This window comes from Stenotrophomonas sp. YJH_SMC_33, from assembly GCF_059372295.1.
On sequence record NZ_JCAFVJ010000002.1, the window covers coordinates 505,280 to 519,987 of the forward strand.

The 14,708-nt window shown below is 66.0% G+C and carries 16 protein-coding genes; 11 read left to right on the forward strand and 5 right to left on the reverse strand.

Features of this window, described 5'->3' with window-relative positions:
- Positions 1-2: 2 nt before the first annotated feature.
- The 4 genes from AC5P9W_RS06150 to AC5P9W_RS06165 all read right to left on the reverse strand — a co-directional run bounded on the left by AC5P9W_RS06150 (position 3) and on the right by AC5P9W_RS06165 (position 2,715).
- Complete coding sequence (locus tag AC5P9W_RS06150) at positions 3-353, reverse strand: DUF3301 domain-containing protein (RefSeq protein WP_049423257.1); 351 nt, start codon at positions 351-353, stop codon at positions 3-5.
- Between the two features lie 67 nt (positions 354-420).
- Positions 421-1,422 carry a DUF2272 domain-containing protein gene (locus AC5P9W_RS06155; RefSeq protein WP_111097901.1) on the reverse strand — a complete coding sequence of 334 codons (1,002 nt, stop codon included), beginning with the start codon at positions 1,420-1,422 and terminating at the stop codon, positions 421-423.
- A 175-nt stretch (positions 1,423-1,597) separates the two neighbouring features.
- Positions 1,598-2,449, reverse strand: coding sequence for a carboxylating nicotinate-nucleotide diphosphorylase (gene nadC / locus AC5P9W_RS06160; RefSeq protein WP_021203580.1), 852 nt, complete (start codon positions 2,447-2,449; stop codon positions 1,598-1,600).
- On the reverse strand, positions 2,446-2,715 hold the full coding sequence (locus AC5P9W_RS06165; RefSeq protein WP_019659024.1) for a Trm112 family protein: 270 nt from the start codon (positions 2,713-2,715) through the stop codon (positions 2,446-2,448). The genes nadC and AC5P9W_RS06165 overlap by 4 nt, the downstream gene beginning before the upstream one ends.
- Before the next feature lie 58 nt (positions 2,716-2,773).
- Here AC5P9W_RS06165 and purE point away from each other — a divergent pair, with 58 nt between their 5' ends.
- From purE to AC5P9W_RS06180, 3 genes are all read left to right on the forward strand, one after another.
- Positions 2,774-3,277 carry a 5-(carboxyamino)imidazole ribonucleotide mutase gene (gene purE / locus AC5P9W_RS06170; protein ID WP_005412808.1) on the forward strand — a complete coding sequence of 168 codons (504 nt, stop codon included), beginning with the start codon at positions 2,774-2,776 and terminating at the stop codon, positions 3,275-3,277.
- Positions 3,274-4,422: a 5-(carboxyamino)imidazole ribonucleotide synthase gene (locus AC5P9W_RS06175; protein WP_495218959.1), complete on the forward strand. Its 1,149-nt coding sequence runs from the start codon at positions 3,274-3,276 to the stop codon at positions 4,420-4,422. Before purE ends, AC5P9W_RS06175 begins: the two co-directional genes overlap by 4 nt.
- Positions 4,423-4,547: 125 nt before the next feature.
- On the forward strand, positions 4,548-4,889 hold the full coding sequence (locus AC5P9W_RS06180) for a carboxymuconolactone decarboxylase family protein (protein ID WP_019659022.1): 342 nt from the start codon (positions 4,548-4,550) through the stop codon (positions 4,887-4,889).
- A 74-nt stretch (positions 4,890-4,963) separates the two neighbouring features.
- Here AC5P9W_RS06180 and AC5P9W_RS06185 read toward each other — a convergent pair whose 3' ends face one another.
- A complete protein-coding gene (locus AC5P9W_RS06185; protein WP_058979595.1) occupies positions 4,964-5,542 on the reverse strand; it encodes a superoxide dismutase in 579 nt (192 codons plus the stop codon).
- 121 nt (positions 5,543-5,663) lie between these two features.
- On the opposite strand from AC5P9W_RS06185, the gene grxD reads away from it, so the two are divergent.
- The 8 genes from grxD (at position 5,664) to AC5P9W_RS06225 (ending at position 14,698) form a co-directional block, all read left to right on the forward strand.
- On the forward strand, positions 5,664-5,984 hold the full coding sequence (gene grxD / locus AC5P9W_RS06190; RefSeq protein WP_005408852.1) for a Grx4 family monothiol glutaredoxin: 321 nt from the start codon (positions 5,664-5,666) through the stop codon (positions 5,982-5,984).
- Positions 5,981-6,757, forward strand: a complete 777-nt coding sequence (locus AC5P9W_RS06195; protein ID WP_111102033.1) for an SDR family NAD(P)-dependent oxidoreductase — start codon at positions 5,981-5,983, stop codon at positions 6,755-6,757. The genes grxD and AC5P9W_RS06195 overlap by 4 nt, the downstream gene beginning before the upstream one ends.
- Before the next feature lie 232 nt (positions 6,758-6,989).
- A complete protein-coding gene (locus AC5P9W_RS06200; protein ID WP_065200299.1) occupies positions 6,990-10,226 on the forward strand; it encodes a TonB-dependent receptor in 3,237 nt (1,078 codons plus the stop codon).
- Between the two features lie 252 nt (positions 10,227-10,478).
- Entirely contained in the window at positions 10,479-11,867 is a 1,389-nt protein-coding gene (ppnN, locus tag AC5P9W_RS06205; protein ID WP_495218984.1) for a nucleotide 5'-monophosphate nucleosidase PpnN, read from the forward strand.
- 161 nt (positions 11,868-12,028) lie between these two features.
- On the forward strand, positions 12,029-12,544 hold the full coding sequence (locus AC5P9W_RS06210) for a GspH/FimT family pseudopilin (protein ID WP_021203585.1): 516 nt from the start codon (positions 12,029-12,031) through the stop codon (positions 12,542-12,544).
- A complete protein-coding gene (gene pilV, locus AC5P9W_RS06215; RefSeq protein ID WP_021203586.1) occupies positions 12,541-13,014 on the forward strand; it encodes a type IV pilus modification protein PilV in 474 nt (157 codons plus the stop codon). Before AC5P9W_RS06210 ends, pilV begins: the two co-directional genes overlap by 4 nt.
- A 2-nt stretch (positions 13,015-13,016) precedes the next feature.
- Complete coding sequence (locus AC5P9W_RS06220) at positions 13,017-14,177, forward strand: PilW family protein (RefSeq protein WP_233653026.1); 1,161 nt, start codon at positions 13,017-13,019, stop codon at positions 14,175-14,177.
- A gap of 2 nt (positions 14,178-14,179) precedes the next feature.
- Entirely contained in the window at positions 14,180-14,698 is a 519-nt protein-coding gene (locus AC5P9W_RS06225; protein WP_021203588.1) for a PilX N-terminal domain-containing pilus assembly protein, read from the forward strand.
- Positions 14,699-14,708: the final 10 nt, after the last annotated feature.

Consider the following 14,708-nt stretch of genomic DNA (forward strand, 5'->3'; position numbering starts at 1 on the left):
CCTTACACATCCTCGGCATCCTCCGCATCCGGCCGGATCTGGCTGATCCGCGCCGCGCCGGGGCCGGTGAACGAGATCAACTGGTCGCCACGCAGCACCATGCGACCCACGTGGCGATCGATGCCATCGTAGGAATACTCGAACTTGAAGGTGCGCTCGAACCCAAGCCGGCCATCCTCGCCGCGCGACAGGCGCAGGCCGGTGGCGTGCACCGCCTGATCCAGCCATTGCACATCAGCTGCGCGGCAGGCATTGCGGCCCAATTCAACGGCGCGCTCTGCGGCCGAGCGTGCCGCGTTCCAGAAGAAGTAGATGATTCCGCCGGCAATCAGCAACAGCAGCAGTGTAGGCATGGCGTCAGCCGTCAGAGGTCGATCCCGCAAAGATGGCGGCGAACGCGCGCTGGATCAAGCGCTGCACTCACCGCCGCGGCTGCGGTTCGCTGGACACCGGCTGCGCGGGCACGATGATCGGTTGCGGTGCCGGAGTGGGCTGCATCGGCGTCGCAGTGGGCGAGGGCATCACCAGCGGTGAGGTTGCAGTCAGCTGCAGCAGGGCTGCCCAGTCCTGGCGGTTGAAGCTGCATTCGTCCTCGCGCCCTGGCGTGCAGCTCGGGTCGATGCCGGTGCTGTTGCGTTCGCGCGCCGGTGGCAGCTTGATCAGCCCGGTGCGGTCCAGCGGCAGCAGCCGCATCGCTACGGTGTTCATCACGTTGCCACCGACCAGGTACAGGGTCTGGTCGCCCCCCAGGTTGGCTGCCACCACCACTTCGCAATGCGACTTCCAGTGGCCCACCGAGCCGTTGCCCAGCGCCTGCACCAGCCCGCTGTAGCTGAGCGTGGTGCTGCGGTCGCGCAGGAAGCACAGCAGGTCGCCCGGCGCGGGTTTGGCCGTGGCCGGGTCGACCAGCCGGTACGGCACGCCCGAGGGGCCGCCCTGGTATGCGGCACGGATGTAGTCGATGTGGCGAGGCGAGGTATTGAAGCCAGGAACGCCGGACTGCACCATTACCCAGGAGATGAACGCGGCCGACCACGGGTTGTCGATCAGGAACGCGCGGCAGTCACTGTCGGTGTAGCGCGTGCCCAGCGGTGCCAGGCAGCTGCTGGCGCCGGCGATGCTGCCCATCGCGTTGAGCGTGCCGCTGTTTCGCCAGTAGCCAGCCACGCGCTGCCAGGCGATCAGTCCGTTGTCGGCCAGGTGATCGCTTTCGGCCTCGGTGACGCTGAGGCTGGCGGCACGGCCTTCACGATCGATGAAGGGCCGGTACCAGAGCCGGTGCTCATTGCAGGCGGTGTTGCGGATGGCCACCGCCAACGGACTCAGGCCGAAGCGGGGCGGTACGTCGCAGGCTTCGGCGGCCGCTGCGGACAAGGGCGCTGCGGCCAGCAGCAGGCAGGCAGGCAAGAGCATCCGGCGCATGCGCGGCTCCTGTGGGGGGTGCCCGCAGCGTCGCAGAGGCGGCCGTAGCCGAGCCGTGAAGGCGTTCCGGTCGTGCAGAGCCGAGCCCACGCTCGGCTCATCGCGCAAAGCGGGGGCAGGGCGCGCCGCAGATCGAGAAGCAGCCGAGCGTAGGCTCGACAACGTCCCGCAGGCCTCAAGCCGGAGGCGGGCCCAGCTTCAGCGACAGATCGATGGCCTGCACATGCTTGGTCAGCCCGCCGATGGAGATGCAGTCCACGCCGTCTTCGGCGATCGAACGCAGGCCGCCCAGGCCGACGCTGCCGGAGACTTCCAGTGGAATGCGGCCGGCCGTGATGCGTACGGCTTCGCGACGCAGGTCGGGGCTGAAGTCGTCCAGCAGGATGCGTTCGCACCCGGCTTCCAACGCCTGGCGCAGCTGCGCCAGGTCTTCGACCTCCACCACCAGCGGCAGCGCAGGCCACTGCCGGCGTGCGGCGGCCACCGCTGCGGCCAGCGAACCGGCGGCACGGATATGGTTCTCCTTCAGCATCACCGTGTCGTACAGGCCGAAGCGGTGGTTCTCGCCACCGCCGCAGCGCACCGCGTACTTCTGCGCCAGGCGCAGGCCGGGCAGGGTCTTGCGGGTGTCGAGGATGCGCGTGCCGGTACCGGCCACTGCCGCTACGTAGCGGGCGGTGGTGGTGGCGGTGCCGGACAGCGTCTGCAGGAAATTCAGAGAGGTGCGCTCGGCACTGACCAGACTGCGGCTGCGCCCGTGCAGCAGGGCCAGCACGGTGCCGGCAGTGACGGGGTCACCCTCGGAGACACGCCATTCGATGCGCACCTCCGGGTCGAGTGCGCGGTGGGTGGCGTCGAACCAGGGGCGACCGGCGATCACTCCGTCCTGCTTGCACAGCAGGTAAGCGCTGTCGGCCTGGTCGGGCAGCAGCGCAGCGGTGACGTCGCCGCTGCCCAGGTCCTCGGCCAGCGCACGCGCGACATCGGCGGCGACAACGGCCGCGTCCGGCGTCGGCAGCGCGCTCATGCGGCCGGGAAGTCGGCGATCTGGGCGGTGGGAATGGCTTCCTCGGCCAGCAGCACCGGAATGCCATCGTCCACGCGGAAGACCTGCTTGCGGTCGCGGGTGACCAGTGCCTCGCGCAGCGGCTGCGCCAGCGGGTTGCCATCGGCCTTGGTCACCGCGCCGGCGGAAATGGCCTTGTTGAGGGCTTCCAGGCCCTTGCCATCCAGCAGGGACAGGGGCTGGCGGGTGTCCGGCGACACCAGCAGGTCGAGCAGCTTGCGATCCATGGTTCTTCGTCTTGCGTGGAAGATGGCTAGAATACGTCTTTAAGGCAGGTGACGGCCAATGACCCCCAACCCGATCGCGCCGCTTGTCGGCATCGTCATGGGTTCCCGTTCCGACTGGGAAACCATGCAGCACGCCGCCCAGAAGCTTGAAGCCCTGGGTGTTCCGTTCGAAGTGAAGGTGGTGTCCGCGCATCGGACGCCGGATGTGTTGTTCAGTTACGCCGAGCAGGCGGGCCCGCGTGGCCTGCGGGCCATCATCGCCGGTGCAGGCGGGGCCGCGCACCTGCCGGGCATGATCGCTGCCAAGACCGCCGTGCCGGTGCTGGGTGTGCCGGTGCAGTCCAAGGCCCTCAACGGCATGGATTCGCTGCTGTCGATCGTGCAGATGCCGGCCGGTATCCCGGTCGCCACCTTTGCCATCGGCAACGCCGGCGCCTCCAACGCCGCGCTGTTCGCCGCTGCGATGCTGGCCAGCGACCAGCCGGCGATCGGCCAGGCGCTCGATGCCTTCCGTGCACGCCAGACCGAAGACGTGATGGCCCACGACGATCCGCGCCAATGAGCCTGACCGTCGGCATCCTGGGCGGCGGCCAGCTCGCCCGCATGATGGTCCTGGCCGGTGCGCCGCTGGGGCTGCGCTTCGAACTGTATGACCCGGCCGCTGATGCCTGCAGCGGCCCGCTGGCGCCGCTCACCGTGGGCGCCTTCGATGACCGCCAGGCCCTGGCGGACTTCGCTGCCAAGGTCGATGTGGTCACCTTCGATTTCGAGAATGTGCCGGCCGACAGTGCGCAGTGGCTGGCCGACCGCGTGCCGGTCTACCCGCCGCCGTCGGCGCTGGCTGTCGCACAGGACCGTCTCAGCGAGAAGACCCTGTTCCAGCAGCTGGGCATTCCGCTGCCGGCCTTCGCCGATATCCGCAGCCGCGACGAACTGGCCGCCAAGGCCGCCGAATTCGGCCTGCCGTGCATCCTCAAGACCCGTCGCCTCGGCTATGACGGCAAGGGCCAGTTCCGCCTGCGCAGCGAGGCCGACTTCGATGCCGCGTGGGATGCGCTGGGTGCACAGGTCGAGCGTACCGGCCTGATCCTGGAAGGCTTCGTGGCCTTCCAGCGCGAAGTCAGCGTGGTTGCCGTGCGTGGCCGCGATGGCAGCTTCGAGGCCTGGCCGGTCACCGGCAACTGGCATGTCGACGGCGTGCTGTCGGCCAGCGTGGCCCCGGCCGTGTTGTCCGACACCGAGCAGCAGGCCGCGATCGGCTATGCCCGCCGCGTTGCCGAGCACCTGCAGTACGTCGGCGTGTTCGCGCTGGAGCTGTTCTGCCGCGATGGCGAACTGCTGGCCAACGAGATGGCGCCGCGCGTGCACAACTCCGGCCACTGGACCATCGAAGGCAGCGAAACCTCGCAGTTCGAGAATCACCTGCGCGCCGTGCTGGGCCTGCCGCTGGGCAGCACCCGCATGCTGGGTCACGCCTGCATGCTGAACTGGCTGGGCGTGATGCCCGACCCGGCACCGGTACTGGCCCAGGCCAGCGGCCACTGGCACGACTACGGGAAGGAACCGCGCGAGGGCCGCAAGGTCGGCCACGCCACGTTGCGCGACGATGATGCCGCTGCATTGGCCGATGCGCTGGATCAGGTCGGCCTGGAACTGGACCGCCAGGCCCAGGTGGCGCCGGCGGTACACGCGCTGCGCAATCGCTGAGCCCGGGCGTGCCGGCCAATGGCCGGCACAACCTTGTATGCCTGCAACGGTGTGGCGCGCCGGTGCAGGCATCGGCGCACCATTGCCGGTGGTAGCGTGGAGCTCCTTTCACAGGAGTCACGACCATGCTCGACTGGAATGCCTACCGCAAGGAACTGAAGGGCCGTATCGGCGAGATCGGCAAGCTCTCGCCGGACACGGTCAAGGGCTACGCGACCCTGGCCAATGCCGGCGCCCAGACCAACCATCTGGATGCCAAGACCCGCGAACTGATCGCGCTGGCAGTGGCGGTGACCACCCGCTGCGATGGCTGCATCACCGTACATGTGGATGCAGCGCTGAAGCATGGCGCCAGCCGCGAGGAAATCGCCGAGGCACTGGGCGTGGCGGTGTCGCTCAATGCAGGCGCCGCGCTGGTGTATTCGGCACGGGTGATGGACGCGGTGGCCGCGCACGAGAACGCGTGAAGCGTGATCTGTAGAGCCGAGCCCATGCTCGGCTGGCCGGACAGCAGCCGAGCATGGGCTCGGCTCTACAGGGATCAGCGCAGCTGGCTTTCGGCGAATTCCCAGTTGACCAGCTGCCAGAAGGCGTCCAGGTAACGCGCCCGGTCATTCTGGTACTCGGTGTAGTAGGCGTGCTCCCATACATCGCAGCACAGCAGCGGGGTGCTTTCGCCGGTCAGCGGCGTGCCGGCGTTGCGGGTGGCCTGGATGCCGAGCTGGCCACCGGGGTGCTGCACCAGCCATACCCAGCCCGAGCCGAACAGGCCCAACGCCGTGCGGTTGAACTCCTCGCGCAGGCGCTGCGCGTCACCGAACTGGCGCTTGACCAGCTCGCCCAATCGGCCCTGCGGCTCGCCGCCGCCGCGCGGCCGCAGGCACTGCCAATAGAAGCCGTGGTTCCAGGCCTGGGCGGCCGCATCGAACAGCCTGCCCTGGGCGTGGCGGACGATCTCATCCAGCGACGCTTCCTCCCACTCGGTGCCGAGGATGCCGGCGTTGACGGCATCTACATAGGCGCGATGGTGGCGGCCGTGGTGCAGTTCCACGGTCTGTGCGGACAGGTGCGGCTGCAGGGAGCCGGGAAGGTAGGGCAGGGCAGGCAATTCAACAGGCATGGACAGGTTCGTGGCCAGAGGGGCGGCGGCAGCCGGTTCCATCCGCTTACAATGGCGGCTACCGTGGGCAGTCTAGCCGACCACCGCGGTCGGTTTGTCCGGCGAAGCAAGGAGTGTGGTTGTGGCGGTAATGCAGCAAATCCAGGCCGAGGTCGATCGTTACCCGCTCGTGCTGTTCATGAAGGGCACCCCGCAATACCCGATGTGCGGCTTCTCCAGCCGCGCGGTACAGGCGTTGATGGCGGCCGGCGCGGTCACCCTGCGCACCGTCAACGTGCTGGAAGAACCCGAGATCCGCGCCAACCTGCCGCGCTTTTCCAACCTGCCGACCTTCCCGCAGCTGTTCATCAACGGTGAGTTGATTGGTGGCTGTGACATTGTCCTGGAGTTGTTCGAAGCCGGCGAGCTCAAGCGCATCGTCGAAGAGGCGACCCAGGGATGAGTGCCTGGCCATCGACGTCACCGGCCGACGGGGCGCTCGATGGCCGCCCGTTGCAGGATCGCGTAGTGCTGGTCGCCGGTGCCGGTGGCGGATTGGGTAGTGCGGCGGCAGTGGCTGCTGCGGCCGCCGGTGCCACCGTGGTCCTGCTGGGCCGCAAGCCGCGCCGCCTGGACCGTGTCTACGCCCAGGTGCAGGCGGTCGGCCCGGAGCCGCTGCTGTATCCACTGGACCTGGAAGGCGCGGGCCCCGACGACTATGCCGAGCTGGCCCAGGCCCTGCAGCGCGAGCTGGGGCGATTGGACGGCCTGCTGGTCTGTGCCGCTCACTTCCCTGGCCTGACCCCGTTTGAACTGGCCGACCCGGCCAGTTTCGCCCGCGCGGTGCACGTCACCCTGACCGCGCCGGCCTGGCTGGCCCAGGCCTGCCTGCCGCTGCTGCGGCAGCGTGAAGATGCGGCGCTGGTGTTTGCGGTCGATGCTCCCGAACGGGTGGGGCAGGCTTACTGGGGCGGTTATGGCGTGGCCCAGCATGGCCTTCGTGGCCTGATCGCCAGCCTGCACGACGAACTCGGCCGCAGCCCGGTACGGGTTAGTGGCCTGTACCCCGGTCCGCTGCGCACAGCCCTGCGGGCCCGGGCCTATTCCGTCGACCAGGACCCGGCCGCCCAAGGCCCGGAAGCCGCCGCCGCCGCGGCGGTGACCCTGTTGTCGGGCGCTGGCGCCGTCTGGCGGGGCAAGATTCTCGATGCCAGCGAGGCGCCCCCCGCCGAGTGAGTGCTGGGGAAAGACGGAGTGAAGAACCCGTCACGATTGCGTTGCGAACCGGTGCCGTTTGTCGCACAACCGTCACATTGATGGCGTAGCGTGTTAATCTAGTGTTAACCGTTGTGGCTGCCTTCAGCCAAGCGGTAGGGAACCCCAGATAAATCTCCGATCAGCCACCCGCAGGGCTGCTTGGATGCGCTTTTTTTCCGCCATCGCCAACTCGCATCGAGGCTACCGAAAAATGACCCACCCACTCCGGATGTCCAAGCTCACCCTTGGTCTCGTGGCCGCACTCGCCGCCGCTCCCGCCTTCGCCCAGAGCACCTCTGCCGGTGTCGGCGGCCAGGTGATGTCCGCTGCCGGCCAGCCGGTCGCCGGCGCCGAAGTCACCATCACCCACACCGAGTCGGGCACCGTTTCGCGCGCCACGACCGATGCGTCGGGTCGTTACGCCGCGCGCGGCCTGCGCGTGGGTGGTCCGTACACCATCACCATCACCAAGCCGGGTGAAGGCACCAAGACCGAAGAAGGTGTCTACCTGAACCTGAACCAGGTCAACACGGTCAACGCCAGCCTGGGCGGCGACCTGGCCGCCACCAACCTGGACGCCGTGAACGTGGTTGCCACCGCGGGCGGCCTGGACCTGTTCAGCGCCACCAAGATGGGCACCGGCAGCAACGTCACCCGCGAAACGATGGACGCGCTGCCGTCGGCCAACCGCAACATCCAGGACTACATCCGCCTGGACCCGCGCATTTCGCAGGTCAGCAAGGCTGACGGCGCGATCTCGGCCGGTGGCCAGAATACCCGTTACAACGCCATCCGCATCGACGGCATCAGCGCCTCCGATCCGTTCGGCCTGGGCTCCAACAACCTGCCGACCGAGCGTCAGCCGGTGTCGATGGATGCCATCCAGGAAATCAACATCGACCTGGCCAACTACGACACCACCATCGCCGGTGGTACCGGTGCGGTGATCAACGCCGTGACCAAGTCGGGCACCAACGAATTCCATGGCACCGTCTATGGTTCGTACCGTGACAAGGACATGGTCCGTTCGCGCCTGGAAGGCGACCGCCAGGACTTCAACGGCTTCAAGGACGAGAAGACCTACGGCATGACCTTCGGCGGCCCGATCGTCAAGGACAAGCTGTTCTTCTTCACCAACTACGAAAAGTACGAGCGCTCGGCCGCCGGCATCAGCCTGAGCGACACGCCGATCGGCAAGGGCACCATCAGCACCGCTGACGTGACCCGCGTGCAGGACTACCTGAAGGGCCTGGGCTATGACCCGGGTACCCTGGCCGCGCCGAACAGCAAGACCGAGATCGAAGAGTACGCGGTCAAGCTGGACTGGAACATCAACGAGAACCACCGTGCGGCCCTGCGCTACAACAAGATGGAGCAGAACGTCGTCCGCTTCCCGCAGGTCAGCAACAGCGCGATCTCGCTGAGCAACTTCTGGTACCAGCAGCCGACCCAGTACGAAACCTGGATGGGTGAGCTGTTCAGCGACTGGTCCGAGAACTTCTCGACCGAGTTCAAGGTCTCGCACAAGGATTACTCGGCCAACCGCGTCCCACTGGTCACCATGCCGCAGATCCGCATCCGCTCGGGTAACGATTCGCTGTACGTGGGCACCGAGCAGAACACCCACGTCAACATCGTCGAGTCGAAGGAGCTGAGCGCCTTTGGTGCCGGTACCTGGTATGCCGGCGACCACACCGTCAAGTTCGGCTTCGACTACACGAAGAACGACCTGATGAACTTCTACGGCCGCAACCTCAACGGCGTGTATGAGTTCAACAGCGTCGACGACTTCCTGGCGGGCAGGGCTGCGCGCTACCAGCTGCGTGCGCCGCGCGCCGGTGGCAGCCGCAGCGACATCCCGGCCGACTTCACCCTGAAGAACACCGGCGTGTTCGTGCAGGATACCTGGGCGATCAACTACAACCTGAGCCTGATGTTCGGCGTCCGCGTGGACATGCCTGACTTCAGCAGCCAGCGCCTGTACAACCCGCGCATCGAGCAGCTGTACGGCTTCAACAACACCCAGCTGGTCGACAAGAACCTGGTGCAGCCGCGTGTCGGCTTCAACTACACCTTCGACAGCGAGCGTCCGACCCAGCTGCGCGGTGGCGTGGGCCTGTTCGGTGGCGCTGCCCCGAACGTGTGGCTGGCCGGCGCCTACCAGAACACCGGCCTGAACTACGTCGAGTACGACGAGCGCAACCTGACCAGCGGCTTCACCCCGGACGGCAACAATCCGTACATCCCGGCCGGTGGCCCGGCCGCAGCCCGCCAGAACGTCGACATCATCGCGCCGGGCACCCGCCTGCCGTCGGTGTGGAAGGCCAACCTGGCGTTCGACCATGAGCTGCCGTGGTACGGCATCGTGGCATCGGCTGAAGTGCTGATGACCAAGGTCAAGGATGGCATCTACTTCGACCGCCTGGATGTGTCCGCACCGACCACCATCGGCCCGGATGGGCGCGCGATCTACTGGAATGCAGCGGGCCTGAATCCGGCCAACAGCCGCATGCAGAATGGCGTGAACTTCGGCATGACCACCGGCACCAACCGTGCCGGCGATCGCGCCAACCGCCCGGGCGATATCGGTGACGTGCTGGTCATGCGCAACACCGACAAGGGCCGTGGCACCCAGGCCACCTTCTCGCTGGCCAAGCCGCTGACCGAGAACTGGGGCTGGTCGCTGGGCTACACCTACACCCAGTCGAAGGAAGTCAGCCCGCTGTCCAGCTCGCAGAACACCTCGAACTGGAACAACACGCTGATCTTCAATGCCAACGAGGACGTGGCCTATGACTCGCGTTACGCGATCAAGGACCGCATCACCGGCACGCTGGAGTGGAAGCACAACTTCTTCGGTGACAACGCCACCCGCGTCGGCCTGTTCTACGAAGGCCGTTCGGGTCGTCCGTACAGCTACATCTTCTACAACGATGCCAACGGCGACGGCGCCACCACCAACGACCTGTTCTACGTGCCGAGCGGCCCGGGCGACGTACTGTTCGGCAACGTGGTCGGCGGCCGCTTCGTGCAGAACGCGCAGATGGAGAAGGACTTCTTCAACTGGCTGGCGCAGAATCCGGAGCTCGATGCCTACCGTGGCAGCGTGGTCCCGGCCAACTCGCACCGTGCCAAGTGGATCAACAGCTTCGACGTCCGCGTCAGCCAGGAATTCCCGGGCTTCATGAAGGGCCACAAGGGTGAAGTTGCCCTGGACATCATGAATGTCGGCAACCTGCTGAACAAGAAGTGGGGCCTGATCGACGACTATGGCTTCTACTCGACCCGCCGCGTGGCCAACTACGCTGGTATCGACCCGGCGACCGGCAAGTATGTGTACTCGTTCACCGGTGCGGAAAGTTCTGCGGTCCAGGAAAACAACAACGACAAGGGCAACACCGCCGTGTCGCGCTGGTCGATGCAGCTGACCGTGAAGTACAAGTTCTGATCCGTCAGGACCCGAAGTGGTAAGCGGAAGCGGCCGGGGAAACCCGGCCGTTTTCCGTTCAGGCGAAAGTCCTTGCAGGGCGTGGGGCAACGGCGTAGCATCCAGAAATGTGCGCGGTGCCAACGCCGCCGATGCGGTCCCGGAATGGCGGACGCGGGCGGCACACATCCAACGGTCGGGCTTCCCGGCCGTTTTGCTTTTTAAGGGGGCGGCAGTACAGTCGGAAACCTTGAAGGAAGCGAAAAATTGGATATGACCACGAACGAAAAATCGGGCCGTGCACTGCCGGTGCAGGATGCCCGGATCTACCCGCGCGGTGGGCTGGATGTGCTGTCGCGGGCCGAGGTGGCACGCCTGCGCGATGCCTCCGCCGGCGGCATGCATGAGCTGCTGCGCCGCTGCGCGCTGGCCGTGCTGACCAGCGGCAGCGCCTCCGACGATCCGCGCGCTGCGCGCGATCTCTACCCTGATTTCGACATCCAGGTAGCGCAGCAGGATCGCGGCGTGCGCATCGATCTGGTCAACGCACCGGCGATGGCCTTCGTCGACGGCGAGATCATCCGCGGTGTCGCCGAACTGCTGTTCGCCGTCGTGCGCGACCTGGCCTACATGGCCATCGAAATGGGCCCGGCCTACGCGGCAGAGCTGGAGTCATCCGAGGGCATCACCAACGCGGTGTTCGGCCTGCTGCGCAACGCGCGCATCCTCAATCCGGGTGATCCGAACCTGGTGGTGTGCTGGGGCGGACACTCGATCTCGCGCGACGAATACCTGTACACCAAGCAGGTGGGCTATGAACTGGGCCTGCGCGGCCTGGACATCTGCACCGGCTGTGGCCCGGGTGCGATGAAGGGCCCGATGAAGGGTGCCACCATCGCCCACGCCAAGCAGCGCCGTACCGTGACGCGTTACATCGGCCTGACCGAGCCGGGCATCATCGCGGCCGAGTCGCCGAACCCGATCGTCAACCACCTGGTGATCATGCCGGACATCGAGAAGCGCCTTGAGGCCTTCGTCCGCATCGGCCACGGCATCATCGTGTTCGCCGGTGGCGTCGGTACCGCCGAAGAGATCCTGTACCTGCTCGGCATCCTGCTGCGCGAGGAGAACAAGGACCTGCCGTTCCCGCTGATCCTGACCGGCCCGACGGTAGCGGCACCGTACTTCGAGCAGATTGATCGCTTCATCCGCCTGACCCTGGGCGATGCGGCTGCCGAGCGCTACGAGATCATCATCGGCGACCCGGTGGCGGTTGCGAAGAAGATGGCCACCGGCATCAAGCGCGTGCGCGAGCACCGCCTGGCGCAGAAGGACTCGTTCTTCTTCAACTGGTCGATCGAGATTCCGTGGGAGTACCAGCAGCCGTTCGTACCCACCCACGAAGCGATGGCGGCGCTGGACCTGCACCACGGGCGTGCCCCGCACGCGCTGGCGGCCGACCTGCGCCGCGCGTTCTCGGGCATCGTCGCCGGCAACGTGAAGGAAGACGGCATGCGCCGCATCGAGCAGTTCGGGCCGTTCCAGATCCACGGTGACCCGGACATGATGCAGGCGCTGGATGCGCTGCTGCGCGCCTTCGTCGAGCAGCGCCGGATGAAGATCTCCGGCGAGTACCAGCCCTGCTATCAGGTGCTGGCCTGAACCCGGGCCGGCGTGATGGGGATCGCGCCGGCACTGGCAGGGGAGGACGGGTCGTCAAGGCTTTGACGCCCGTCGCCCCGGATTGACCGTTCATCCTGCCGCCGCTTGCCGGTGGCGGGGCGATGGCCCATCGTGGCCACCAACACGCTGGGGAGCGTCCAATGTCTTTGCGCCGGCAAAACGGCTTCACGCTGGTTGAGTTGATGGTCACGGTTGCCGTGCTGGCGATCGTGGCCGCGATCGCCTTTCCGAGTTTCCAAGGCACTCTCCGCTCCAATCGGGTTGCGTCGGCAAACAATGAAGTCCTGGGCCTGCTCAGCCTGGCGCGGAGCGAGGCAATTCGCAGCAACCGCGGCGGTGGCGTGTGTGGCAGCAGCGACGGCGCGAGCTGTGACGGTAACTGGTCTGCCGGCATGCTGGCCTTCACTGACACCGATGGTGATGGCACGATGTCCTCCGAGGAAACCGTACTGCGGTTCGTCAGCGGCAGCCCCAAGCTGCAGCTGAGTGGGCCGTCGGAAGAGATCGCCTTCGATGGGCGGGGGCGCCGCCGGGCCGCCAGCGATCAGTCGATCCAGCTGGAGCCGGATGTGTGCAGCAAGGGCGCACTGGACAAACGCACTCTTACGGTAAATGCCTCTGGGCAGATCCGCAGCAGCAAGGAAACCTGCTCATGAACCCGCGTTCCATCCGCGCACGCCAAGCGGGCGGCTTCACTCTGCTGGAAGTGCTGGTTGCAATTATCGTTCTGGCATTCGGCCTGCTGGGATTCGCCCTGCTGCAGACCATGAACGTCCGCTTCGTACAGAGCGCCAACTATCGTACCCAGGCAACCAATCTCGCCTACGACCTGACCGAGCAGATGCGCAGCAACCGCTATCAAGCGGCGTGGTACACCGCCGCGTCGTTTGAGGCAGGCAGCAAAACCGCAGAGAAGGCGTGCACGGCCGACACCGGCGACGTCGCTATTGCTGCAAAAATTGAACGTTGGCAATGCCAGGTTGTGAAGGCGCTGGGTGACGATGCCGGTGCCGAAGTGACCTACAAGGGGGGCGTGGTGAACGTCGCGATCACCTGGGGCGACCAGCGCTGGGATCCGGATGATCCGGACAAGGCCACTACCTTCGCGCTGGCGACGGAACTGTGAGCATGACCATGAAACATCGTACCTCCATGGCTGGTCTATCGCTGGTCGAACTGATGGTTGCCCTGGTGATCAGCTTGGTGTTGATGCTGGGCGTGGTCCAGGTGTTCATTGCCTCACAGACGGCTTCGCGCCTGTCTGAGGGGGCCTCCCGCGTCCAGGAAAATGCACGATTCGCGTTGGACTTCCTGGAGCGGGACATCCGGATGGCCGGGCACATGGGCTGCGTCAACGACCAGGCCCATGTAGTGAAGAATCAGGGAGACCCGGTATCGCATCTCGGTGCGACCTCCGGTGATGGCAGTCCGTTGGATTTCAGTGTTTCCATCCAGGGCTTCGACGCTCCCGACACGGCTCCCGGCGGCAGTCTGGCGCTAGGCGCGGACTGGTCCGCGCCGCAAGGCCTGCCGGCCGCGATCGCCGGATTGAGCCCGGCACCGGCCGGCGGCAGCGATGTGCTGCTGCTCCGGTTCTTCGCCCCGATGGGGGCGCCGGTCACGGCGATCTCTTCCAATGGCGGCGATGCACTCCTGGACGTGGATAGTGACCACGTCGCGCGCCTGACCAGCGATGGCATCAGCACGCCCACTCTGTTCGGCATCGCTGACTGTGGGCATGCCGATGTGTTCGCAGGCACGTTGAGCGCTGCGCGGGTGACTGCGACCTCTCTGGACCTGTCGCGCTACGTGGCCCAGCCAACCGGGCAGACGATGCTCTATCGCGCCGAGTCGATGGTCTATTACGTGGGTATCAATCCGGAGACGAAACAGCCTGGCCTGCGGCGAGCGCGCGCCGACAGCGATGGGGAATACACGATCAATGAAGAGTTGGTGGAAGGCATCGAAAGCCTGCAGCTGATGTACGGCCTGGACAACACTGCCAACATCAGTATCAGCACTCCGCCGGCCGGCAACATCACCCAGCTCGACGCAGCCGGCGGGGTCAGCACGGATGCCAATGCCGAGGGTGCTGCACAGTGGTTGCGCGTGGGGCAGGTGCAGGTTGGATTGCTGGCGCGCAGCCCATCGCCGTCGTCCTCGGCCCAATCGGCCAATGCGCTATCGGTGCTCGGCGTTGAGTTCACCAACAGTGACAAGCCCGACGGTCGCTACCGGTCCAGTTATGAAGTGTCGATTGCCCTGCGCAATCGCTTGTTCGGAAACTGATCATGCCCCATTTCCAGCGTTCATTCAGACCCGTCACCGCCCCCCGCCAGCAACGCGGTGCGGTGTTGTATGTCGCGTTGATCATGCTCATCCTGCTGGCATTGCTGGGTATCGCTGGCATGCAGGTGGCGGGCATGCAGGAGAAGATGGCAGCCAACTACCGAGCCGCCAACCGGGCGTTCCAGAATTCAGAAGGTGTGGTGCGTGCAGCCGAGCGCACGGTGGAACAGATCGCCAATCGCCAGGATGTCGGCGACGAGAGCCTGGTACAGGCCAGCGATGTGTCGCGGGTCTGCGATGACGGATTTGACCCGGCCGATTGGGCCGTGGAGCGCCGCGACGATACTCGCCCTGCCGTCAACGTAAGGCAGATCGACAGTTGCGTCATTGGTGAATCGGCACTTGAGATGGGGCGGCCACTGGAAGACATCACACCGATCTACCAGATCACCGGATTTGCCACTGACGATGCGGATGCCAGCTCGTCCGCAGTGGTCATCGATACCGTATTCAAACTCTGAGGACGCAGGC